Below are 22,794 nucleotides of genomic sequence, written 5' to 3' on the forward strand. Positions count from 1 at the left end.
ATGACCGAATTCACGCCTTTCCTGTCGCTCGCCGGCGGCGCGCTGATCGGCCTGGCAGCGGTGCTGCTCATGGCCCTGCACGGGCGCATCGCCGGCATTTCCGGCATCGTCGGCGGCATCCTCCCGCCGCCGGCCGCCGACTGGGGCTGGCGCGCCGCCTTCCTTGTCGGCGCGGTTGCCGCCCCTGCCCTCCTCATCGCCTTGTCCGGTTACACGATCCCCTTCGACAGCCCGGCCGGAACGCCGTGGCTGATCGGCGGCGGGTTGCTCGTCGGCGTCGGCGTCACCCTCGGTTCCGGCTGCACCTCCGGCCATGGCGTGTGCGGGATGGCGCGGCTGTCGGCGCGCTCCATCGCCGCCACGCTGACCTTCATGGCCGCGACCGGCATCACCGTCTATGTCGTGCGTCACCTTCTGGGAGGCATATGATGGCCCGCGTCCTGGTCGCGCTGCTGATCGGCCTCGTCTTCGGCACCGGCATCGCGCTTTCCGGCATGATCAACCCGGCCAAGGTGCTGAACTTCTTCGATGTCGCCGGAAGCTGGGACCCGTCGCTCGCCTTCGTCATGGGCGGCGCGCTGGCCGTCACCGCCATCGGCTACCGGCTGGTGCTGAAGCGACCGGCGCCGCTGCTCGACGCGCGTTTCCATCTGCCGGCGCGCAGGGACATCGACCTGCCGCTTTTGGCAGGCGCCGGCCTGTTCGGCATCGGCTGGGGCATTGCCGGCTTCTGCCCCGGCGGCTCGATCCCGGCATTGGGGCTCGGCGAGCCCGCCGCCCTGATCTTCGTGGCCGCTATGGCCTGCGGCATCGCCGCCACGCGGCTCATCCGCCGCTGAAACGACAAACAAAAAAGCGCGGGTCGGGGCCCGCGCTTCTTGTTGGATAGGGAGCGAGATCTATTCCTCGTCGTCTTCGTCCTTGTCGGCGCCCTTAAGCGCCGAGAGCTTGGCGAAGACGGCATCGGCGTCGAGCTCCGCATCCTCGTCGCGCGGCGCTTCGGCCTGCGGGTCCAGGCGCTCGGTGAGCGAGGCCGGCAGCAGCGTGTCGCCGGTCGGCGGCAGTTGCTCACGGTTGCGCGAGGCGCGCTGCACCTCGATGTCGAGGTCGATCTGCGAGGTCAGGCCCAGCGTCACCGGGTCCATCGGCACCAGATTGGCCGAGTTCCAGTGGCTGCGGTTGCGGATCTGCTCGATGGTCGACTTGGTGGTGCCGACCAGACGCGAAATCTGCGCATCCTTGAGTTCGGGATGGTTGCGCACCAGCCACAGGATGGCGTTGGGGCGGTCCTGGCGCTTGGACAGCGGCGTGTAGCGCGGGCCCTTGCGCTTGGTCTCCGGCACCCGCACCTTCGGCTCGGAAAGCTTCAGGCGATGGTTCGGGTCCTTCTCGCCGCGCGCGATCTCCTCGCGGCTGAGCTGGCCGGTGATCACCGGGTCCATGCCCTTGATGCCCTGCGCCGACTCGCCGTCCGCGATCGCCTTCACCTCGAGCGGGTGCAGACCGCAGAACTGGGCGATCTGGTCGAAGGACAGCGCGGTGTTGTCGACCAGCCAGACGGCCGTCGCCTTCGGCATGAGAAGCGTGTTTGCCATCGAATAAAATCCTCTCGTTCGCCCGCGTCCCGTTACGCGGGCGGTGGTTTTACAAGCCACCGAAAAAGGGAAAATCCGTGCCCCTATAACCGCGTTCGCGCCCGAGGGCAAGAAAATCCGGCGCGAAAACCGCCGCCGGCGCATCGTCATGCAAGTGTCGTGGAAGCGTCATCGCACTGAAATACCGGTGGCACAAAGGGAATACGCATCTTCTCAGAAGGGAAAGAGGTCCCATGCGCACCCGCTCGTCACTTGTCGCGGCAATGGCCGCACTCGCCGCTTCCGTATCGCTGCCGGCTCACGCCGACCAGGTCTTCAACCGGATCGCCACCTTCCCGGTCGCGTCCAACCTGCCCGAAGGCGCCGATCCGGCAACGCCCACCTCGTCCGAAATCATCACCGCCACCGAAGACGGCAACACGCTCGTCTATTCCGACAGCCCGCTGGGCGCCGTCGGCTTCGTCGACATCAGCGACCCGAAAGCGCCGAAGGCCGGCGGCATCGTCAAGATCGACGGCGAGCCGACCTCGGTCGTGATGGTCGGCGCAAAAGTGCTGGCCGGCGTCAACACCTCGAAAAGCAAGCAGGAGCCGTCGGGCAACTTGTCGGTCATCGACATCGCCTCGAAGGCGGTCGAGACGTCCTGCGATCTCGGCGGCCAGCCGGACTCCGTGGCGCTGAGCAAGGACGGCCGCTTCCTCGCCGTCGCCATCGAGAACGAGCGCGACGAGGAGCTGAACGACGGCGCAATCCCGCAAATGCCGTCCGGCAACCTGAAGATCATATCGCTGAAGGCCGGCATGCCCGATTGCGGCGCCATCCGCACCGTCGAGCTGACCGGCCTTGCCGAGATCGCGCCCGAGGACGCCGAACCCGAATTCGTCGACTTCAACGAGGCCGGCGAGATCGCAGTGACCCTGCAGGAGAACAATCACATCGCCATCGTCAATGCCGAGACCGGCGCGGTCGTCTCGCACTTCTCGGCCGGAGCGGTGACGCTCGAAAACGTCGATACGAAGAAGGACGGCAGGCTTTCCTTCACCGGCAAGGTCGAGAACGCGCTGCGCGAGCCCGATGCGGTCAAGTGGCTCGACAACGACCGCCTCGTCATTGCCAATGAGGGCGACTACAAGGGCGGTTCGCGCGGCTTCACCATCTTCTCCAAGGCCGGCGAAGTGCTCCATGAATCCGGCGCCGGCTTCGAGCATATCGCGGCACGGCTCGGCCACTATCCCGAGCACCGCAACAAGAAGGGCATCGAGCCCGAAGGCATGGAGGTCGGCACCTATGGCTATGGCGAGCAGAAACTGGTCTTCGTCGGCGCCGAGCGCGCCTCGCTGGTCGGCGTCTACGAGGATACCGGCGCGGAGCCGAAATTCCTCCAGGCCCTGCCATCGGGCATCGGCCCCGAGGGTCTGCTGGCGCTGCCGGCCCGCAACCTCTTCGTCACCGCCAACGAGACCGACCTGGTCGAGGACGGCGGCGCCCGCTCGCATGTCATGATCTTCGAGCGCGCCGAGGGCGAGGCCGCCTATCCGATGCTCCAGTCCGAGCCCGACGCCAACGGCCTGCCGATCGGCTGGGGCGCGCTATCCGGCCTCGCCGCCGACCCTGAGACGCAAGGCAGGCTGTATGCGGTATCGGATTCGGTCTATGGCGGCGAGCCGGCGATCTTCACCATCGACGCCACCCAGACCCCGGCCCGCATCGTTGCCAAGACCGTCATCACCCGCGGCGGCAATACGGCCCAGAAGCTCGACCTCGAAGGCATTGCCTCCGACGGCGAGGGCGGCTTCTGGCTGGCCAATGAGGGCGACGCCGCCAAGCTGGTGCCGCACGCCATCTTCCGCGTCGACGCCGAGGGCGAGATCAGGCAGGAGATCGCCCTGCCGGCCGAACTGATCGCCCACCAGACCCGCTTCGGCCTCGAAGGCGTCACCACCGTGGGCGAAGGCGACGAGCTGATGCTGATCGCCGCCGTGCAGCGCGAATGGGGCGACGACCCCAAGGGCGAGGTCAAGCTGCTCGCCTACAAGCCGAAGGCAAAAGACTGGTCGGCGGTGCGCTATCCGCTGGAAAAGGCCGAAAGCGGCTGGATGGGCCTGTCGGAAATCACCGCCCATGACGGCAGGCTCTACATCGTCGAGCGCGACAATCTGATCGGCGACGCGGCCAAGGTGAAACGCGTCTACGCCGTCTCGCTCGACGGCTTCAGGCCGGCCGAACTGGGCGGCGAGCTGCCGCTGGTGGAAAAGACGCTGGTGCGCGACCTGCTGCCCGACCTCAAATCCGCCACCAACGGCTATGTGGTCGACAAGGTCGAGGGCTTCACCATCGACAAGACCGGCGAGGCCTTCGTCGTCACCGACAATGACGGCGTCGACGACTCCTCCGGCGAGACCCTGTTCATCCGCCTCGGCAACATCGCCGCGGTGAACTGACCGGAAGGCGGGCCGTCAGCACGGCGGCCCGCCCACCTTCACGCCCGTATAGGCGTTGGCGACGATGGCGCCGCACAGCTCGGCCCATTCGCAGCCCGCGCAGGCGGTGCGCGTCAGGCCGGACCCGAATCCGGCCCGCAGCTTCGCCAGCAGGATCGCGTCCGGTTCGATCCGCTCGCCCGCACCGATCCGGCGGCCGAGCAGGTCCCCGATATCGCGGGCCGCCTGCCGGTCACGCTCGGCCACGCTGTCATTGAAGCAATGCGGCTCGGCCTCTGTCAGCAGCGGGGCGCAGACATCGTCCGGCCCCTCGACGATCACGATCTCCTCGCCCTGGCTCAATCGCTCGGCAATGCGGTCGTAATTGATCGTGAAGGCAGGCGTATAGCCCTTGCCGACATAGGTGAGCATGCACAGGAGATGATGCGCCCGCAGCCTGATGGTCACGGGGCCTTCGGCTCCGCCTTTCCGCTCGGGAACAGCTTGAGCGTGGCCGCCGCCAGCGCTGACTTCAGCACGCCGCCGACGATAAACGGCGTGACGCCCAGCGCGATCGCCTTCTCGAAGCCGACGATGCCGGCCAGCCACAGCGCGCCGAGCACCAGGCACAGCCCGTTGCCGATCAGCATGGCGGCAAAGGCGAGGAACACGCGCTTGGCATTCCAGCCGCGCTCGACCAGCCAGCCGACGAGGGCGGCGACGATCGGGAACGAGAACAGATAGCCCGCCGTCGGGCCGACGAAGGGCGCAAGCCCGCCCGAGCCGCCGGCCAGGACCGGCATGCCCACGGCCGCTTCCGCCAGCCACGCCACAACGGTGAGCGCCCCCAGCCGCCAGCCATAGAGCGCGCCGACCAGCGTGACGGCGAAGGTCTGCATGGTGATCGGCACCGGGATCATCGGCACCTCGATCCATGACGACAGCGTCAGAAGCAGCGTGCCGATGGCGACGGCCGCCACCTGCCACAGCAAGGGACGTTCCTGCAGGCGGAGCGGGCTGAAGGCCGGCGCGGCGGTGCGGGATGCGGGTTGCGACATGGGCTCGTTCTCCGAATTATAGATAATTTTCGATTCTGATCTATCATCGAATCCATATTTTTGGCCGCGAGGCAAGCCTCCACCGCCCGCCTCTGCCGAAACAGAGATTTTGGGCCCCGGATAAATCGCCGTTCGGTTCGAAATTCCTGTGTCATACCAATGAGATGGCGATCCGCCGTGGAAAACGGGGAAGTCGAGGAACGACAGGTCGAAAACGGAAGGCGTGCGCGCCAGCGCGGGAACGGCGCCCAATCGGCCGGGCCATCATCAGCCGACGATGGCAAAAACCTCGCGCGTGGCGCCCGATTGCATGCGCACCGGCCGCTGGCCGATCCACTGCACATGCCGGGCAAGGATGGCGGCGGCGTTTTCCACCTGCCCCTGCCGCAGGGCGGCAAGGATGGCGCGGTGGTCGTGATCGGTGCGCGTTTCCCATTCCGAGCGCCAGGCGGCGAACAGGAAGCGGGCGCTGGCCGCATGCAGGTCGTCGATGGTCGCCAAAAGGCGCGGCATGGCGCAGGGCGTCAGGATCAGGCGGTGGAAAGTGCGGTTGGCCTCTTCCCATGAGCGCACGTCGCGCGAACGGTCGCCGGCGCGCGTCGCCTCCTCGGCCTGGTCGAGGATGGCGGCGGTCAGGTGCGGCGCGGCATGGCGCAACGCCAGAACCTCCAGTGCGGCGCGCATCTCGGCGACTTCCTTCACCTCGTCGAGGTCGAAGGCGGCGACGCGCACGCCCCGGCGCGCCTCGCTGACGGCAAGGCCCTGCGCCTCCAGCCGCCGGAACGCCTCGCGCACCGGCACATGGCTGGCGCCGAACTCCTCGGCGATATGGTCCTGCCGCAGCCGCGCCCCCGGCTCGATGGCGCCCGAGATGATGCGCTCGGCCAGCGCCTTGGCGATCCGCACCGCAATGGTGTCGTCCTTGCTCGATTCCATGGCCGATAGATAAGGGGGAGACGGCGCCGATGTCGATAAGCCGGATACCGGCAGCGCTCGGAAGGCGCTATCTTGTGCAGCGCAACATAATGCCCATTTCGCGGGCAGAAAAACAAAACCCGCCGGACTGGGTCCAGCGGGCTTGGAACCGGAGGCGCGATGGGCGCGCCAGCATCGGTTCTGCTTGCATGCGCCTCTTGATCAGAGGGCGGCGCGAGCCACCGACGGGATGTCGGCGCGATTGATGCCGAGATCCTTGAGTTCGCGGGTGTTCAGGCGGTTCAGCGCACGAACGGTTTCGTTGTAGCGGCGCCAGTTCTTGTAAGACTGAATCAGGTTCATGTTTGCCTCCAAAGCGTTCAGGAATTCGATGACGCTGATATAGGCAGTTCTGCCCAATTCTTGAACAGACGCTTTTGCATAGCGGCAATGCGTTTGTGCATTGCAGCATAAATGAAAGGTTAAGCGAGAGTTGCGCTCAGGCCACGTCGAGCACGATCTTGCCGATGGCCTCGCCGCTCTCCAGCCGTTCATGGGCGCGCCAGGCTTCCTTGAGCGGGAAGATCATGTCCATGACCGGCGCCACCCGGCGGCTGGCCAGGAGCGGCCACACCTCCGCCTCCAGCGCGGCAGCCACCGCCGCCTTGAATTCGATGCTGCGCGGCCTCAGCGTCGAGCCCGTATGCACCAGCCGCTTGGCCATCAGCCGGGCGAAATTGGCGCTGGCGACGGCGCCGCCCTGCGTCGCGATCTGGACGATGCGCCCCTCCTCGGCGGCGGCGACATAGTTGCGGTCGACATAGTCGCCGCCGATCATGTCGAGGATGACGTTGGCGCCCTTGCCTTCGGTGGCCTCCTTCACCGCCTTGACGAAGTCCTCCTCGCGGTAGTTCACCGCACGCGCGGCGCCGAGCTTCAGGCAGATGTCGCATTTGTCGGCCGAGCCGGCCGTGGCGATCACCCGAGACCCGCGCGCGGCGGCAAGCTGGATCGCCGTGGTGCCGATGCCGGAGGAGCCGCCATGCACCAGAAGCGTCTCGCCCGCCTTCAGGCCGCCGCGCTCGAACACATTGTGCCAGACCGTGAAATAGGTTTCCGGCACCGCTGCCGCCTCGCTGAAGGTGAAGCCTGCGGGGACCGGCAGCGCATGGCCGGCAGGCACGGTCACATATTCCGCATAGCCTCCGCCGGCCGCCAGCGCGCAGACCTGGTCGCCGACGCGCCAGCGTTCCACCCCTTCGCCCAGCCCGGCCACCTCGCCCGCCACCTCCAGTCCCGGCAGGTCGGAAGCGCCCGGCGGCGGCGGATAGGCGCCGGTGCGCTGGGCGACGTCGGGACGGTTGACGCCGGCCGCCCGCACCCGGATCAGGATTTCGCCCGATCCCGGCTGCGGCACCGGGCGCCGCTCGGGCTTCAGCACCAGCGGCCCGCCGGGTTCCGAAATGGCGATCGCCGTCATCGTCTGCGGCAGGTTATGCGCTGTTGCCATGGTCGTTTCTCCCTCTCGCGGCCGCTGCCGCCCCTGTTTGCACGCCGCCACTGCCCTATCTATGCTTGGCTTTCTATTCCGATTGCCGGCTCAGGCAAACCGCTTGCGCCGGCGACAACAGGATTTTCGGGGAACGGTCATGGCGATCTTCGACGATGAACCGGCAAGGAAAAGCGGCCCGCATGAAATCGGCCAGGATCTGAGCAAGCTCTCGGTGGACGAGTTGAGGGCGCGCATCGACACGCTGCGCGGCGAGATCGCCCGCATCGAGGCCGAATTGCAGGCCAAGGGCTCGACCCGCTCGGCGGCGGAGGCGCTGTTTCGCCGCAGCTAGGGCCTTTCCAGCAAAAAGCGTGTTCCGGTCATCATGTCGACCTGAAGGATCGCGACGCACTTTGGTCGCCGGCTGGGCAGACCGCCGCCGAAAAGCCTGAAACAATCCGCTGTGATAGTCAGCAGACGTGATTCGACGCCGGACCGCCAGATGCTTGCAGCCTACAGACCGATCCTGTCCCTCCTGCGCGGCACCGCCTTCCTGCTGGCCGCCTCCGGCCTGCATGGCCTGCTGCTGCCGCTGCGCGGGCAGATGGAAGGTTTCTCCACCGCCGCGCTCGGCCTGATGGGCACGGCCTGGGCCACGGGCTTCGTGCTCGGCTGCTACTTCGCCCCGCGCATCGTGCGCCGCGCCGGCCATGTGCGCGCCTTCGGCACCTTCGCCTCCTGCGCCGCCATCATCGCCCTGCTCACCGGCCTCATCATCGACCAGTATGCCTGGATCCTCCTGCGTGCCTTCACCGGCTTCGTCATGGCCGGCGCCTTCATGATCATCGAGAGCTGGCTGAACGAGAAGGCCACCAACGAGAATCGCGGCACCGTCTTCGGCCTCTACATGATGGTCACCTACGCCTCGATCATGGGCGGGCAGATGATCGTCGCCGCGGGCGACGTCGGGTCGGCCTCGCTGTTCATGATCACCGGCATCTTCTTCTGCCTGTCGCTGATCCCCACCGCCGTTTCCACCGCCTCGCACCCCCAGCCCCTGCAGGACGTGTCGCTCGACCTCAAGGGCCTCTACGCCAATTCGCCGGTCGCCGCCTTCGGCTGCCTGCTGGTCGGCGTCGCCAACGGCGCCTGGGGCACGCTTGGCGCCGTCTATGGCGCGCGCATCGGCATCTCGACGGCCGAGATCGCGCTGATGATGAGCATCGTCGTCATTGCCGGGGCCTTCATGCAGCTTCCGGCCGGCCGGCTTTCCGACCGCACCGACCGCCGTTTCGTGTTGGCCGGCGCCGCGGCCGGCTCGGCCTTTTTCGCTCTGCTGGTCTTCCTGTTCGAGCCGCGCCTGGGTCCGCTCGTGCTGATCCTCACCGGCGCCTACGGCGCCTTCGCCTATACGCTCTATTCGATCGCCGTGGCCCACGCCAACGACCACGCCAAGGCGGAGGATTTCGTCAAGGTCTCGGGCGGGCTGCTCATCCTCTATGGCTTCGGCACCATGATCGGGCCACTGTTCGCCGCCGCCATGATGGAGTGGTGGCGCCCCGAAAGCCTGTTCCTGGCCACCGCGCTGGCCCATCTCAGCATCGCCGGCTACACCGCGCTGCGCATCAGGCGCCGGGCTCCCGTGCCGATCGAGGATCGCGACGCCTTCACCACCCTGCCGGTCGAGCGGTCGATCACGCCGCAGTCGCTTACCCTCGACCCACGCACAAAAAATGAAACCGATGGTTGAGAATCCCGCGGCTTTGACGCACTACTAATGCCATGATGCTTGCTGATGCATTCGTGGCGATCGCCGATCCGAACCGGCGCCATATATTGGAGGAACTCCGGCGTGGCCCGAAGACGGTTACCGAACTGGCGTCCGGGCTGCCGGTCTCGAGGCCGGCCGTTTCCCAGCATTTGAAGGTGTTGCTCGATGCCGGGCTGGTCACGGCGCAGGCCGACGGGACCCGCCGTGTCTACAGCATCAGCAACACCGGCTTCGTCCAGCTCAACCTGTGGCTGGACCAGTTCTGGGCCGTTTGAAGGGTTCCCGATAGCGGGAACCGACCTGCCTGCCAGGTTGTAGAAACGAAAAGACCGCCCGGAGGCGGCCTTCGAACTCGTCGGCGATCTCAACCAACCGCATTCATGCAATGCCGAACGTGTCCATCCGGCTGCAAAAAATGCGCTGAAAGATCAGCCTTCCTTCGGCGTCAGCACCTGACGGCCGCGATACATGCCGGTCTTCAGGTCGATGTGATGCGGACGGCGCATCTCGCCGGAATTCTTGTCCTCGACATAGGTCGGCGCCTTGAGCGCATCGGCCGCACGGCGCATGCCGCGCTTGGACGGGGAGGTTTTTCGCTTCGGTACGGCCATGGATATGCTCCGCTCGTGTTCAACAGCCCGCCATGCCCTTGTCCAAGGGCCGCCTGCCGGGCCAAATTCCAGATGAAAGTGGCGTGCCTATACACGGCCTGCAGCGTTTTGGCCAGCGGGGGCAGCAAGTTTTTTAGCTGCGCGACGGTTTGAGGCAGCCGACATAGCCGCCCGAGCGCGCCGCACGCCGTTCTATCAGATTGCCCAGGCGGCGCAAGCCGGGCCCAGGCTTGGCCGGATTGCGCGCCTGCGGGTTGGGAAGGGTGACGGCAAGAAGCGCGGCCTGCCGGCGCGTCAGCTTGGCGGCGGGCACGCCGAAATGATGCTGCGCGGCGGCCTCGATGCCGTAGATGCCCGGCCCCCATTCGGCAACGTTGAGATAGATTTCCATGATCCGCCGCTTCGGCATGACGAGGTCGACATAGACCGCCAGCGGCAGCTCGATCCCCTTGCGCAGCGTGGTGAACGGCTTTTGCCACAGAAAGAGGTTCTTCACCGTCTGCATGGTGATGGTGGAGGCCCCGCGCGCGCCCTCGCCGGCCAGGGCATCGTTGACCACCGCGCGCAGCTCCGCGAGATCGACGCCGGGATGCGAGCAGAACTGGCCGTCCTCCGACATGATGACGGAATGGGCCAGCACCGGCGCCACCTCGTCCAGCGGCACCCAGCGCCGGTCATAGCCGGAGAAGGTCACGAGGTCCTTGACCATCAGGGTCGAGACCGGATGGACGAAGGGCGGCAGGTAGAGAAGCGTCAGCACCACCGGCACCAGCGCCACGAGCACCGCCAGCTTCACGAGCGAGCGAAGCCAGCCTCTGCGCCCGGCCCTGCCCCTCGATCGCGAAACCATGCTCTGTCCCCGGTGGACCAGCCCCTCGGTCTCCTGCTCTATGATCGGTTCCGACACCCGGTCGCTCCCGCCAACACCCTTCCCGCATAAAGGTGCTTGGCTTCTTGCGCAATGTCTGCGCGTCGGCTACCGCTCGCCAACATGGATACGAACGCTGAAATCCCCTTCGAAATGCGGCTGGACGCGCGCGCCCGGGAGGTCGAGACGCTGCTGCGGAGCCTTCTCGATACGCATCTGCTGCCCGGCGAGATCGCCCGGCCCGAGCGGCTGCTGGCGGCCATGCGCCACGGCGTGCTCAATGGCGGCAAGCGCCTGCGACCCTTCCTCGTCGTCGAAAGCGCCGCCCTGTTCGGCGCCGGCGCCCGTCACATCGAGGCCCTGCGCGCCGCCGCGGCGCTGGAATGCGTGCACTGCTATTCGCTGATCCATGACGACCTGCCGGCCATGGACGACGACGACCTGCGCCGCGGTCAGCCCACTGTCCACAGGGCTTTCGACGAGGCCGCCGCCATCCTCGCCGGCGATGCGCTGCTGACGCTGGCCTTCGACATCATCTGCGACGACGCGGCAGACAACGGCGCGGCACCATTGCCGGCGGCGACGCGGCTGGCGCTGGCGCGCGGCCTTGCCCGCGCGGCGGGGCAGGGCGGCATGGCCGGCGGCCAGATGCTCGACCTGACCGCCCAGCACGACGCGCCCGACGAGGCCGGCATCATCCGCCTCCAGGCGATGAAGACCGGCGCCCTGATCCGCTATGCCTGCGAGGCCGGCGCCATCGTGGCCGGCGCTCCCGAAAGCGACCGCGAGCGGCTGGCCGAGTTCGGCTCTGCCATCGGGCTGGCCTTCCAGCTTGCCGACGACCTGCTCGACGTCACCGCCGATGCCGGCCGGCTGGGCAAGGCGACCGGCAAGGATGCCGCCGCCGGCAAGGCGACGCTTGCCGCGCTGCACGGCCCGGACTGGGCCCGCCGCCAGCTTCACGGACTGGTGGAACAGGCCTCAAGCCTGCTCGAGCCCTATGGCGAACGAGCCGCGATCCTGAAGCAGGCGGCGCGCTTCGTCGCCCAGCGAGACAGGTAGGGACGCCCGTTCCGGCCGGAACGGATTGTTAATGGTATATGGAGCGTAATCCCGACCGCTACATTTGCGTGGATGGGCTGGGGACTGCGCATGCCGGAATACTTGTCATTCATCCGGTCGGTACGGATAAGATATCTGTCCGGCCTCATGGTGCTGGCGCTGGCCGTGGTCGGCCTCATCGCAACCCTCAATCACTTCAACAGCTACCGCAACCGTGTCGACATGCTGAGCGCGCTCATGGCCGAGTTCGCGGGCAGCCTCGACAATGCGGCGAACTTCGCCGAAAACGCGGCCAGCGTCTGGCGTGCCGACACGAGGCAGGAGCTCACCGGATCGGCGGGCCTCCATGCCCGCAAGCTATTGCAGGGCATCGACGCCGTCACCGCCGAGATCGAGGCACTGTCGCCGCGCCTGACCCAAGGCACGGCGGATGCGATCGCCGCCGCCTCGGTCAACCGCGACCTCATGTGGTCGGCGCGCGACATGGCTCGCAACCTCGCCCTGATGACCCAGGCCAAGACCCTCGACGACTGGAACCATCGTGACGTCCTCAACCAGAACACGCTGTTCGCGCAGCCCTTGCTGTTGCGCGCCCGCCTCGCCATGGATGCCGAGCGGCGGCTGGCCGATGCGCGCATCTCCGACCTGCTCCTGTGGGGAACGGTGCTTTTCGCCCTGACGCTGGCCGGCGTCACCTTGTGGATCTTCCGACCGATGGAACAGGCGATCCGGCGCGCCTTCGCCAGGACGGCGGAATCGCTGAAGCGGGCCGAGGAAGCCGACCGCGCCAAGTCCGAGTTCCTCGCCAATATGAGCCATGAGATCCGCACGCCGATGAACGGCGTGCTCGGCATGGCGGAATTGCTGGCCAATACCGACCTGACGGCGCGCCAGAAAACCTTCACCGACGTGATCGTGAAGTCCGGCCATGCGCTGCTGACCATCATCAACGACATTCTCGACTTCTCCAAGATCAATGCCGGCCAGTTGACGCTGAGCCCGGCCCCCTTCCGCCTCGCCGAGGCGGTGGAGGACGTCGCCACGCTGGTTTCCGCCCGCGTCGCGGAAAAGAACCTCGAGCTGATCGTGCGCGTCGACCCGCGCCTGCCCCCCTTCGTCGTCGGCGATGCCGGCCGCTTCCGCCAGATCGTCACCAACCTGCTCGGCAACGCCGTGAAATTCACCGAGAAGGGCCATGTGCTGGTCGATGTCAGCGGCGAGATCGTCAACGACGTCGCCATGCTCAAGGTGAGCGTCGAGGACACCGGCATCGGCATTCCGGCCGAGAAGCTGCAAAGCGTGTTCGAGAAGTTCGCGCAGGTCGATTCCTCCTCCACCCGCCGCCATGAAGGCACCGGCCTCGGCCTCGCCATCGGCGCCCGGCTGGTGGAGCTGATGGGCGGCGAGATGGGCGTCAGCAGCGAGCTCGGGCGCGGCTCGGTCTTCTGGTTCAGCGTGCCCATGCCCGTCCATGACATGAATGTCGACGACGAGAGGGTGCCCGGCGACGTGACCGGCGCGCGCGTGCTGATCATCGACGACAATCCGGTCAACCGCGACATCCTGCTCGAACAGCTCCGCAGCTGGGGCTTCGACTGCGCGGCGGCCGAGAGCGGCGCCGTCGGCCTCGCCTTCCTGGAGCGGGCCTGCCAGATCGGCGCCTCGGTCGACTGCATCATCCTCGACTACCAGATGCCCGGCATGAACGGCGCCGACGTGGCGCGGGCGATTGCCGGCGACAGCCGCCTGTCGGCCATCCCGGTGGTGTTGCTGACCTCCGTCGATCAGGTCGATTTTTCCCGCCTCATCATCGACTACGGCATCGCCGCGCATCTGACCAAGCCGGCGCGTTCGGCGGTGCTGCTGGGCACGATCGTCTCCGCCATCCAGAACGCGCGCATGCAGCAGGGCGCCGCCCATTTCGTGCGCGAGCAGGTGCCGCCGCCTGCCCCGCCCGCCCCGCGCCGCGCCGAGACACCGGTGCTGGCGCCGGCGGCCGGCAACGACCTGAGCGGCGGCGCCATCGACATCCTGATCGCCGAGGACAATGACGTGAACCAGCTCGTGTTCAGCCAGATCCTCAACGGGCTCGGCCTCAGCTACCGCATCGCCGGCAACGGCCGCACGGCCATCGACATGCACCGGGCGCTCAATCCCCGGCTGATCCTGATGGACGTCTCCATGCCCGACATGAACGGCTTCGAGGCGACCCGCGCCATCCGCGCCGCGGAGGCCGCCAGCGGCGCGCGCGTGCCGATCATCGGGGTGACCGCGCATGTCCTCAAGGGCGACCGCGAGAAATGCCTCGATGCCGGCATGGACGACTACCTGCCCAAGCCGGTTTCACCGGACCGGCTGGCGGCCAAGATCGGAAGCTGGCTGGGCGAGACGGTGACCGCGAAAACCGCCTGACAGCACGGTCAGCGATTGCGCAGCACCACGCAGGCGCCGCCTGCGCCGCGCAGCTTCTGGCAGATGCCGTCCGCTTCCAAGCGGCTTTCGGCCCCGATGCGCACCGCATAGATGCCGCGCCGGCCGCGCGCCGAGCGCACCCGGCTGACCACCGGCTCATGCCCGCCCAGCACGCTCGAGAACCGCCCCTCCAGCCTTTGCCATTGCCGGATGACCACGGCCCGGTTGAAGCCGCCCGCCACCTGCACGCCCCACGGCTTGACCGGAACCGTGGCCATGGCCACCGTCCACGGCGCCGAGACCGGCAGCCTGCGGCAGGCCGTGCCGAACCCCCTCTCGGGATCCAGCGGCCGCACCTTGCCGGCATAGGCCTTGTCGGAAAAATTGTCGGCCGGCTCGCCCATGATGTCGAGTACGTAGTTTTCCGTCTCCAGCGGCAGGAAACCGCCGGAGGACAGCCAGCGCGCCACCCGGTTCTCGCCGGCATTGTAGGCGGCGGCGGCAAGGCCGAGATTGCCGAAATTCGCTTTCAGCTCGCCGAGATAGGTGGCCGAGGCGGGAATCGCCTGCTCGATGTCGAAGGAATCGGCCAGCCCCCGCAATTTCGCCGTGCCCGGCATGAACTGGGCGATGCCTTCCGCGCCGACCGGGCTCACCGCATTGGGATCGAAGCGGCTTTCCTTCCAGATCAGCCGGGCGAAGAAATCGCGCGGCAGGCCGGCACGGTCGGAATGGAATTCTATGAGGTCGCAGACCCGGTCGATCAGCCGCTCCCGCGCCGGCTTCGGCGGATCGGCCCACGCGGCAGTGCTGGCACCAGCGCCGATCAGGACAGCGATCAGCGGCGCGGCCAGGCGCATGGTGCTACTCGGCTGCCTTGGCCCTGGTCCCCATGCCGAAACGGTTCTCGATATAGTCGGAAACCATCTTCTCGAAATCGGCGGCGATGTTGGGACCGCGCAGCGTGGCCGCCTTCTGGCCGTCGATGAACACCGGCGCGGTCGGCATCTCGCCGGTACCCGGCAGCGAAATGCCGATATCGGCATGCTTGGATTCGCCCGGTCCGTTGACGATGCACCCCATCACCGCCACCTTGAGCTGCTCCACGCCCGGATATTTGGTGCGCCACACCGGCATGTTGCGGCGGATGTCCTCCTGGATGTTCTGGGCAAGCTCCTGGAACACGGTCGAGGTGGTGCGCCCGCAGCCCGGACAGGCGGCCACGATCGGCACGAACTGGCGGAAGCCCATGGTCTGGAGCAGTTCCTGCGACACCTGCACCTCGCGCGTGCGGTCGCCGCCGGGCTCCGGCGTCAGCGAAATGCGGATGGTGTCGCCGATGCCCTGCTGGAGCAGGATGCCCATGGACGCCGACGATGCGACGATGCCTTTCGATCCCATGCCGGCTTCGGTGAGACCCAGATGCAGCGCGTGGTCGCAACGCCTTGCAAGCTCGGCATAGACGGCGATCAGGTCCTGCACGCCGCTGACCTTGGCCGACAGGATGATGCGGTTGCGGCCGAGGCCGATTTCCTCTGCCATATGCGCCGACAGGATGGCCGATTGCACGATCGCCTCGCGCGTCACCTCCTGGGCGGTCATCGGAAAACCCTTGGCCTGGTTCTCGTTCATCAGCCGGGTCAGCAGTTCCTGGTCGAGCGAGCCCCAGTTGACGCCGATGCGCACCGGCTTGTCGTAGCGGATCGCCATCTCGACGATGTCGGCGAACTGCTTGTCCTTCTTGTCCTTGAAGCCGACATTGCCGGGATTGATGCGGTATTTGGCCAGCGCCTCGGCGCAGGCCGGATGATCGGCCAGCAGCTTGTGGCCGATATAGTGGAAGTCGCCGACCAGCGGCACGTCGATGCCGAGCCGCGCCAGCCGGTCGCGGATCTTCGGAACGGCGGCGGCGCTTTCATCGCGGTCCACGGTGATGCGCACAAGCTCGGAGCCGGCCCGGTGCAGCGCGGCAACCTGGGCGACGGTGCCGTCGATATCGGCGGTATCGGTGTTGGTCATCGACTGCACCACGACAGGTGCGTCGCCGCCGACCATGACGCCGCCGACATCGACGCCGACCGAAGCGCGGCGCGGGAACGGAGAGGAATAGTACCCGGTCATGCCCGGCTGCCTCTGATAGTATTCCTGGGCGTTGCGCATCCTGCCGGATACGTCAGAGGCCCTGCTGCATCAAATCTGCGTGCCGGATGCCGCGACGCGGGCGCATTGAGGCCGACCGACACGACGGACAGGCACGCGAAACTCCGCCATGAGGTGGAGGAGAGAGCCGGTCTTGTCAATGCCGCCGATGCGCCCAATGCCGGCCCCCATGTCGAATCATGTCCTTCGGCCGCGTCGCACGGCGTTCCGGAACTGCCTCATGAGCCTGGAATTTGGCGAAAAGCGGGAAATGCCAGCCGGCGGCAGTATGCCGCCGACAAGTCATTTGTCGCATCACCGGCCGCAGAGCATCGGGCCGAAAAGGGAAATCGGTTTCGGAGTTTCCGATGCTCGATCAAAGTGCCGGAGCGTTCCAGTGCATCCTGAAGGACGCATGACGCCCCAGGCCGGCGGGAAGTCAATGTGAGGTGGGTTGGGTCCTGAGTTTCTCAATCTCGTCCTTGATGGCCAGCTTGCGCCGCTTCAGATCCGCTATCTGGAGATCGTCCATGGAGGGGTGCTGCATGGCTGTATCGATCTGCCGTTCGATATCGCTATGCTTCCTCTGCAGCTCGTCAAGATGGGATGCAAGAGACATGATTGGTTCTCCCTTTCATGGTTTCCTCGACTGCAGCCGCCACCCCTGTCGCCTACATTGCCGGCCCACATGTGTGACGGCTGCATGACACTGTGCCATCAACCGAAGCGGTTGTCGAACGCATAAGCGTTGCATTCCACCTTGGACCAAAATGTGATAATGATTTGCCAGAGGGTGGTTTTCGGACCGCTCCCCGCCCGATCGGATACCCGCCGCGGCAGCGCTGCGGGCGTCGAAATTTACATATGGTAGGTAATGTCCGAGCAGGAACAGGCCGAGATTCGACTCGAATTCGCGCGTTTGAAGCAGGACCACGCCGATTTCGACGCCGCGATAAACGCCATGGTGGCGACGGGCTGCGATCCCTTGCAGATCCAGCGCATGAAGAAGAAGAAGCTGGCGCTGAAAGACAAGCTGCGTACGCTCGAAGACCGCATCATTCCCGACATCATCGCCTGAAAAAGCAGCCGGCGGCACGGCCGCCCTGAAGCCGGGCCAGTCCGCGCGCGGGGCCGCGCCGACACCTATCTGTCTGTGACGATCTTGACCTTGTCGCCGGCCGAAAGGGTCGCTCCCGGCGCCAGCGCGTTGAGCACCCTGAACAGGTCGAGCTTGCGGTCGACGCCGACCATCTGGGCGGCCAGCGTGCCCATGGTCTGGCCGGCCCGGACCGTGACGATGCGGATGCGCAGCGGCTTCAGCGCGTCCCGTTCCGCCTGGCTGAGAATGCGGAACGAGCCCCCCACCACGCCGGCCACGCTGTCCAGCGAGGTGCTGGCGGCGGGTGCCGCCGTGAGCAGCCGGTAGACCTGGCTGCCGGCGCGGATGACGGTGACGTCGAACTGCCAGCCTTCGGCACGCGCCCGCGCCGTGGCCGCCGGATTGCCGTTGATCGTCGTCTCGCGCACGCTCGAGGTATCGAGGCCCGCGACCCAGCCGCTGCGGATATAGTCGCCCAGCGAGCGGTTGGCGTCGAGCGTCACCCCGTCGAAGCGCACGGCCATGTCGCCCGGCCCGGTCGCGGTGACGGCGGTGGCCGAATTGTCGATCATGAAGTTGTCCGGCACCGAGAACGAAATGCCGAGCTTCGGGTGCAGGAAGGTGTTGCCGCGCACATAGCCCTCGTCGGGCGTATCGCCGTAGAGCAGCCCGTCGATGCCGGCCAGGTAGCTGTCGCGGTCACGCGAGCCGACGCCCGGCTGGCCGAACTGCCGCGCATGGCGCAGCGCCAGTTCAATGCGCTGCGGCGTGTTCGGGTGGGTGGCGAGGAAGTCGAGGCTGGCGTCGGTGGCGCCGCTGACCGAGCGGAAATCCGTATAGGCCGACATGGATTGCAGGAAGCGGCTGGCGGCAAACGGGTCGTAGCCCGCCTCGCCCACCGACTTGATGCCGATGCCGTCGGCCTCCAGTTCCTGGTTGCGCGAGAACTGGGCCAGCCGCAGCTTGCCGCGGATCAGCGCCGCCTTGGCGGTCGGGCTGTCGCCCAGCACGTCGGAGACGACCTTGGTGGCCAGCCCCTCTTCCGCCTCCAGCCGCTGCCGCTGCAACCCGTGATTGGCGGTGACGTGACCCATCTCATGCGCCACCACCGCCGCCAGTTCCGAGGAATCGTTGGCCAGCGCCAGAAGCCCGCGGGTGATGTAGAGATAGCCGCCCGGCAACGCGAAGGCGTTGACATTGGGCGAGTTGAGGATGGTGATGCGGTAGTTCTGGGTCGGGTTGGCGGACACGGTGGTCAGGCCGCCGATCACCTTGGCCACCATGCGCTCCAGCTTGGGGTCGGAATATTCGCCGCCATAGGTCGCCAGGATGCGCGGGTGCTGCGCCCGTGCCAGTTCCGCCAGCTTGTTGTTGGCGGTGACATTGTCGACCGTCACCGGCTTGTCGGAAGGCCGGAAGGCCGATTCCTGCATGTCCGGCGGCACGATGGCCTGACAGGCCGCCAGCGCCACGACGATACCGGCCAGCGCGAGCGCCCGCGCCGACGACAGCCTCCGGTCAGGGTTCAGGACGGACGACAGATGGGCTTCCTTTCCTCGCGTGCGGCGCAGACCGCGACCGTGCCCCTTATTGGCAGCCGGCCACGATTCGACCGCTCTTGCCATATTCCTTAATGTCGCATTGATGGCAAATTATGTCCGCTTCCGGGCAAGGCCATGCAATCGCGCTCAGGAAGCGCCGATATAGCGTCGGAAAGCTTCCGGTCCACCCTCTCCGAAGAATTCCTCGACCGGCCCCGTCGCCGCCACCCTTCCCTCCTCGATGAAAGCCATGTCATGGGCGATGCGGCGCGCATCCTCCGGCTGGTGGGTGACGAACAGCACCGTCATGCCCCGTTCGGCCTGCAAGCCGGCCACCAGTTCCAGCATGTCCTCGCGCAGGGCCGGGCCGAGCGAGGCGAAGGGTTCGTCCAGAAGCAGCACCGGCCGCTCCCGCACCAGCACCCGCGCCAGCGCCACCCGCTGGCGCTCGCCGCCCGACAATTCGCGCGGCAGGCGTTTTCCCTTGCCGCCGAGTCCGGTGCGCTCCAGCGCCCCGGCCACCGCCGTGCGATCCGCATCGCTCAGTCGCAGCGACGGCGAGCGGCCGAGCCCGACATTCTGCTCCACCGTGAGATGCGCGAACAGGTTGTTTTCCTGGAACACCATCGACACCGGCCGTGCCGCCGGCGGATCGGCGGTGACGTCCCGGTCCCCGATCAGCACCCGCCCCGATGCCGCCGTCTCGAAACCGGCAACGAGGTTGAGCAGCGTGGACTTGCCCGATCCGCTCGGCCCCATCACGGCGGTGATGCAGCCGGGCCGGAACGCCACGTCGAACCCGAACACGGCCTCGCCATAGCTGAACGTCACCTCGTCCAGCCGCACCTCGGCGCCGGATGATGCGCTGCGCGTCATTGCCGTGTCTCCTTCGCCAGCCGGCTGGACAGGAACATCAGGGCGAGGCAGGCCAACCCCAGAAGGAGCGCCAGCCCTTCCGCATCGGCGGTGCGGTAGCTGCCCATGCGCGCCAGCAGCAGATAGGGCAGGGTCTGCACCGCATCGGAGCCGAACAGCGCGATCACGCCGAGATCGCCGAGCGACAGCGCCATGGCGAAGGCCGCCGCCGTCGCCAACGGCCGGCGCAGCGAGGGCCAGTCGATCAGCCGAAGCCGCGTCCAGCCGGCGATGCCGAGCTGCGCGCACAGCCGCTCATGGCGGGCGCTCGCCGCATCATAGGCCGGGCGCAAGGCTCTCAGCGCAAACGGCATCGCCATCACCGCATTGACGGTGACGACCAGCACCGGCGCCAGCGCGAACACATCGGCCACATGGCGCAGCAGGATGAACCAGCCGGCGCCGACGACGATCGGCGGCACCACCAGCACGAAGCCGGCTCCCGTATCGGTGGCATATTCGAGCAGCGGCCGGCGCGCCCCGGTGGCACGCAGGGCAAGCGCCCGCCTTGCCATCACCAGCGCCATGGAAAGGGCGGCCGCCAGCAGCGCCGACAACAGCGCCAGCACGAGGCTGGTCAGCGCGGCGCGCTGCACCGCGGGTTCCAGGACGAGGCGGCCCAGCTCGGCCTGCAAGCCCGCCGCCACCGTCGCCGCCATGGGGCCGGCGACGAACAGCAGCGCCAGTGCGATCAGGAGACCGTTGAGCGCCGTCTCTCCCCCGCCGACCGAGACGAAGCGGCGCGGCGCCACCGACAGGTTGGCCTCCGCCGCCGTGTTGGCCCCCAGCCGCGTCAGCACGAAGACGATGGCCAGCGTCAGCGCCACCTGCAAGGCGGTCAGGGCCACGGCACGGGCGGGGTCGAAATCGAAGCGCAGCGCCTGATAGATCGCCACCTCCAGCGTGGTGGCGCGCGGCCCGCCGCCCAGCGTCAGCACGATGGTGAAGGAGGTGACGCACAGCATGAACACCAGCCCGGCCGCGCCCGGCAGGGCCTGCCGCAGCACCGGCCATTCGATCAGCCGGAAGCCGGCCCGCGCGCCCATGCCGAGCTGGCTCGCCAGCCGCCACTGGTCGGACGGTACGGTCTGGAGGGCTTCCACGAACAGCCGCGTCGCCAAAGGCAGGTTGAAGAACACATGCGCGACGAGGATGCCGGACAGCCCGTAGATGCCCGGCCATGTGTCGCCGCCGAGCGCGGAGAGCAGGCCAGCGAAATAGCCGGCGCGGCCATAGAGCGCCAGCACGCCCAGCGCCGCGACGAGGGCCGGCAGCGCCAGCGGCACGGCGAAGAGTTGCAGGATCAGGCCGCGCCCCGGAAAATGCGGATGGCGAACCAAAGCCCGCGCCACGAACAACGCCGGAACCACCGAGAGCAGCGTCGACAACAGCGCCTGCCACAGCGTGAAGCGCGCGACCCTCAGCATATACGGATCGAAGGCGGCAACCGCGCCGGACAGGTCGCGCACCCCCTCGACGATCAGCCCGGCGAACGCCCCGCCGATCAGCAGCGAGATCGCCGCCAGCGCCACGATGCCGGCCGTGATGCGGAAATCGGTCATGGCGCGGCCATTGAGCAATTCCAGGAAAAGTGTGAAGCGGTTTTCCGTCCGGAATTGCGTAAAAATAAGGAGATGAAAGGCCTCATTTCCGCCGGCAAAACCCTCAACCGCGCCGCGCCAATAACGCGTCGGGAAGACGGGACCGGAAAGGAACGAAAGCACGCCATCGAAAAGTGGACTACCGGCCCATCGCGCCGAGCCACTCGTCCACCCAGGCCTTGCGGTTGTCGGCCACTTCCTGCGGGTTGAATTGCAGGGTCCTGGCCGGCTTCACCAGCCTGTCGAAGGCGGGGTCGAGCGGCTTGCTGGTCTTGGCCGCAGGGTACATCCACTGGGTTTCCGGCACCGCATTCTGGAAGCCCGGCCCGGTCATGAAGGCGAGGAACTGTTCGGCCAGCGGGTTCTTCGCCCCGGCAATGGTGATGCCGGCCACCTCGACCTGAAGATAATGCCCTTCGGAAAAAGCGACGGCCTGATAGCGCTCGGTCTTGTCGGCGATCATGTGATAGGCGGGCGAGGTGGTGTAGGACAGCACCATCGGTGCCTCGCCCTTGGTGAACAGCCCGTAGGCCTCGCTCCAGCCCGGCGTCACCGTCAGCACGCGGCCTTTCAGCTTTTCCCAGGCAGCACCCGCCTCGTCGCCATAGACGGCGCGCACCCACAGCAACAGGCCGAGGCCCGGCGTCGAGGTGCGCGGGTCCTGGATGACGATTTTTTGCGCCTTGTCGCCCTCGACCAGCTCCTTGAGGCTGGCCGGCGGATTGGGCAGCTTCTCGGTGTCGTAGACCACGGCGAAATAGCCGTAGTCGTAGGGCACGAACATATCGTCGTTCCAGCCGCCTGGAACATCCACCTGCGGCGTCGCCCCATGGGCCACGAACAGCCCGGTGCCGCGCGCCTCGGCGGTGAGGTTGGTGTCGAGGCCGAGCACGATGTCGGCCTTGGTGGAGGCGCCTTCCAGCTTCAGCCGGTTGAGCAGGGCCACCCCATCGGCCACCGAGACGAAATCGACCTCGCAGCCGCATTCGGCCTCGAAATTCGTCTTCACCTGCGGGCCGGGGCCCCAGTCGGCGGTGAAGCTGTCATAGGTGTAGATGGTCAGCTTGCCTTGCGCCGAAGCGGGCGCGGCGGCCAACAGGGCCGCAGCCGACAGAAGGGATAAAAGCACTGTGCGCATCGGCGCCTCCTTGGTTTCGTCTCAGGGGGTCGAGGCGCCGGCTGTCCGACAGCTTCTAATCCCTCCGCCGGTACAAGCCGGATCAGGTTCAGCGGGTTGGCTTTGAGGCCTCTCAGCCGGGCCGCGTTGACGCGTCCGGCACCCCGTTAGAGCATTT

General features: G+C 67.0%; 24 protein-coding genes and 1 riboswitch. Of the genes, 9 read left to right on the forward strand and 15 right to left on the reverse strand.

The features are described from left to right. Together ACVCNR_RS08610 and ACVCNR_RS08615 are read left to right on the forward strand one after the other, a co-directional pair. Complete coding sequence (locus ACVCNR_RS08610) at nt 1–429, forward strand: YeeE/YedE family protein (protein WP_354199551.1); 429 nt, start codon at nt 1–3, stop codon at nt 427–429. Then, complete coding sequence (locus ACVCNR_RS08615) at nt 429–839, forward strand: DUF6691 family protein (protein ID WP_354199598.1); 411 nt, start codon at nt 429–431, stop codon at nt 837–839. Before ACVCNR_RS08610 ends, ACVCNR_RS08615 begins: the two co-directional genes overlap by 1 nt. 60 nt (nt 840–899) lie before the next feature. Here the strand turns inward: ACVCNR_RS08615 and ACVCNR_RS08620 are convergent, their stop codons facing one another. Further along, nucleotides 900–1,595, reverse strand: coding sequence for a DUF1013 domain-containing protein (locus ACVCNR_RS08620; protein WP_447074410.1), 696 nt, complete (start codon nt 1,593–1,595; stop codon nt 900–902). Between the two features lie 233 nt (nt 1,596–1,828). On the opposite strand from ACVCNR_RS08620, the gene ACVCNR_RS08625 reads away from it, so the two are divergent. Continuing rightward, the gene (locus ACVCNR_RS08625; protein WP_447074411.1) at nt 1,829–4,036 is read left to right on the forward strand and encodes an esterase-like activity of phytase family protein; all 2,208 of its coding nucleotides are present in this window, start codon (nt 1,829–1,831) and stop codon (nt 4,034–4,036) included. Between the two features lie 15 nt (nt 4,037–4,051). Here ACVCNR_RS08625 and ACVCNR_RS08630 read toward each other — a convergent pair whose 3' ends face one another. From ACVCNR_RS08630 to ACVCNR_RS08650, 5 genes are all read right to left on the reverse strand, one after another. Beyond that, the gene (locus ACVCNR_RS08630) at nt 4,052–4,483 is read right to left on the reverse strand and encodes a DUF1284 domain-containing protein (protein ID WP_447074413.1); all 432 of its coding nucleotides are present in this window, start codon (nt 4,481–4,483) and stop codon (nt 4,052–4,054) included. Beyond that, the gene (locus ACVCNR_RS08635) at nt 4,480–5,073 is read right to left on the reverse strand and encodes a biotin transporter BioY (protein WP_447074414.1); all 594 of its coding nucleotides are present in this window, start codon (nt 5,071–5,073) and stop codon (nt 4,480–4,482) included. Before ACVCNR_RS08635 ends, ACVCNR_RS08630 begins: the two co-directional genes overlap by 4 nt. A gap of 267 nt (nt 5,074–5,340) precedes the next feature. After that, a complete protein-coding gene (locus ACVCNR_RS08640) occupies nt 5,341–6,009 on the reverse strand; it encodes a GntR family transcriptional regulator (RefSeq protein WP_354199546.1) in 669 nt (222 codons plus the stop codon). Nucleotides 6,010–6,210: 201 nt separating this feature from the next. After that, entirely contained in the window at nt 6,211–6,351 is a 141-nt protein-coding gene (locus tag ACVCNR_RS08645; protein WP_183825203.1) for a DUF1127 domain-containing protein, read from the reverse strand. 136 nt (nt 6,352–6,487) lie between these two features. Further along, on the reverse strand, nt 6,488–7,468 hold the full coding sequence (locus ACVCNR_RS08650) for an NAD(P)H-quinone oxidoreductase (RefSeq protein ID WP_435521633.1): 981 nt from the start codon (nt 7,466–7,468) through the stop codon (nt 6,488–6,490). Nucleotides 7,469–7,637: 169 nt separating this feature from the next. On the opposite strand from ACVCNR_RS08650, the gene ACVCNR_RS08655 reads away from it, so the two are divergent. From ACVCNR_RS08655 to ACVCNR_RS08665, 3 genes are all read left to right on the forward strand, one after another. Continuing rightward, nucleotides 7,638–7,832 (forward strand): DUF1192 domain-containing protein, encoded by a 195-nt coding sequence (locus ACVCNR_RS08655; protein ID WP_354199544.1) that lies wholly within the window; start codon nt 7,638–7,640, stop codon nt 7,830–7,832. Nucleotides 7,833–7,904: 72 nt separating this feature from the next. Beyond that, nucleotides 7,905–9,230, forward strand: a complete 1,326-nt coding sequence (locus tag ACVCNR_RS08660) for an MFS transporter (protein WP_447075664.1) — start codon at nt 7,905–7,907, stop codon at nt 9,228–9,230. Nucleotides 9,231–9,262: 32 nt separating this feature from the next. After that, entirely contained in the window at nt 9,263–9,526 is a 264-nt protein-coding gene (locus ACVCNR_RS08665; protein WP_447074416.1) for an ArsR/SmtB family transcription factor, read from the forward strand. Between the two features lie 153 nt (nt 9,527–9,679). Here the strand turns inward: ACVCNR_RS08665 and rpmF are convergent, their stop codons facing one another. Then, on the reverse strand, nt 9,680–9,862 hold the full coding sequence (rpmF, locus tag ACVCNR_RS08670; protein ID WP_056238174.1) for a 50S ribosomal protein L32: 183 nt from the start codon (nt 9,860–9,862) through the stop codon (nt 9,680–9,682). Nucleotides 9,863–9,995: 133 nt separating this feature from the next. Beyond that, complete coding sequence (gene mtgA / locus ACVCNR_RS08675; RefSeq protein ID WP_447075665.1) at nt 9,996–10,712, reverse strand: monofunctional biosynthetic peptidoglycan transglycosylase; 717 nt, start codon at nt 10,710–10,712, stop codon at nt 9,996–9,998. A gap of 141 nt (nt 10,713–10,853) precedes the next feature. Here mtgA and ACVCNR_RS08680 point away from each other — a divergent pair, with 141 nt between their 5' ends. After that, complete coding sequence (locus ACVCNR_RS08680) at nt 10,854–11,792, forward strand: polyprenyl synthetase family protein (protein ID WP_447074418.1); 939 nt, start codon at nt 10,854–10,856, stop codon at nt 11,790–11,792. 90 nt (nt 11,793–11,882) lie between these two features. After that, nucleotides 11,883–14,204, forward strand: coding sequence for a response regulator (locus ACVCNR_RS08685; protein ID WP_447074420.1), 2,322 nt, complete (start codon nt 11,883–11,885; stop codon nt 14,202–14,204). Between the two features lie 8 nt (nt 14,205–14,212). Here ACVCNR_RS08685 and ACVCNR_RS08690 read toward each other — a convergent pair whose 3' ends face one another. From ACVCNR_RS08690 to ACVCNR_RS08700, 3 genes are all read right to left on the reverse strand, one after another. Then, nucleotides 14,213–15,064 carry a lytic transglycosylase domain-containing protein gene (locus tag ACVCNR_RS08690; protein ID WP_447074422.1) on the reverse strand — a complete coding sequence of 284 codons (852 nt, stop codon included), beginning with the start codon at nt 15,062–15,064 and terminating at the stop codon, nt 14,213–14,215. Between the two features lie 4 nt (nt 15,065–15,068). Continuing rightward, nucleotides 15,069–16,325 carry a flavodoxin-dependent (E)-4-hydroxy-3-methylbut-2-enyl-diphosphate synthase gene (gene ispG / locus ACVCNR_RS08695; protein WP_354199538.1) on the reverse strand — a complete coding sequence of 419 codons (1,257 nt, stop codon included), beginning with the start codon at nt 16,323–16,325 and terminating at the stop codon, nt 15,069–15,071. 457 nt (nt 16,326–16,782) lie between these two features. Further along, nucleotides 16,783–16,962 (reverse strand): YdcH family protein, encoded by a 180-nt coding sequence (locus tag ACVCNR_RS08700; protein ID WP_354199537.1) that lies wholly within the window; start codon nt 16,960–16,962, stop codon nt 16,783–16,785. Between the two features lie 255 nt (nt 16,963–17,217). Here ACVCNR_RS08700 and ACVCNR_RS08705 point away from each other — a divergent pair, with 255 nt between their 5' ends. Further along, entirely contained in the window at nt 17,218–17,421 is a 204-nt protein-coding gene (locus tag ACVCNR_RS08705) for a YdcH family protein (RefSeq protein ID WP_354199536.1), read from the forward strand. A gap of 65 nt (nt 17,422–17,486) precedes the next feature. Here ACVCNR_RS08705 and ACVCNR_RS08710 read toward each other — a convergent pair whose 3' ends face one another. The 4 genes from ACVCNR_RS08710 to thiB all read right to left on the reverse strand — a co-directional run bounded on the left by ACVCNR_RS08710 (nt 17,487) and on the right by thiB (nt 22,637). After that, a complete protein-coding gene (locus tag ACVCNR_RS08710; protein WP_447074424.1) occupies nt 17,487–19,067 on the reverse strand; it encodes a M48 family metalloprotease in 1,581 nt (526 codons plus the stop codon). A gap of 63 nt (nt 19,068–19,130) precedes the next feature. Further along, a complete protein-coding gene (gene thiQ, locus ACVCNR_RS08715) occupies nt 19,131–19,859 on the reverse strand; it encodes a thiamine ABC transporter ATP-binding protein (RefSeq protein WP_447074425.1) in 729 nt (242 codons plus the stop codon). Continuing rightward, nucleotides 19,856–21,460: a thiamine/thiamine pyrophosphate ABC transporter permease gene (gene thiP, locus ACVCNR_RS08720; protein WP_447074427.1), complete on the reverse strand. Its 1,605-nt coding sequence runs from the start codon at nt 21,458–21,460 to the stop codon at nt 19,856–19,858. Before thiP ends, thiQ begins: the two co-directional genes overlap by 4 nt. 178 nt (nt 21,461–21,638) lie before the next feature. Then, complete coding sequence (gene thiB, locus ACVCNR_RS08725; protein WP_447074429.1) at nt 21,639–22,637, reverse strand: thiamine ABC transporter substrate binding subunit; 999 nt, start codon at nt 22,635–22,637, stop codon at nt 21,639–21,641. 42 nt (nt 22,638–22,679) lie between these two features. Further along, a riboswitch (TPP riboswitch) is annotated at nt 22,680–22,793 on the reverse strand. Between the last annotated feature and the right edge of the window lies 1 nt (nt 22,794).

The organism is Aquamicrobium terrae, assembly GCF_052978165.1.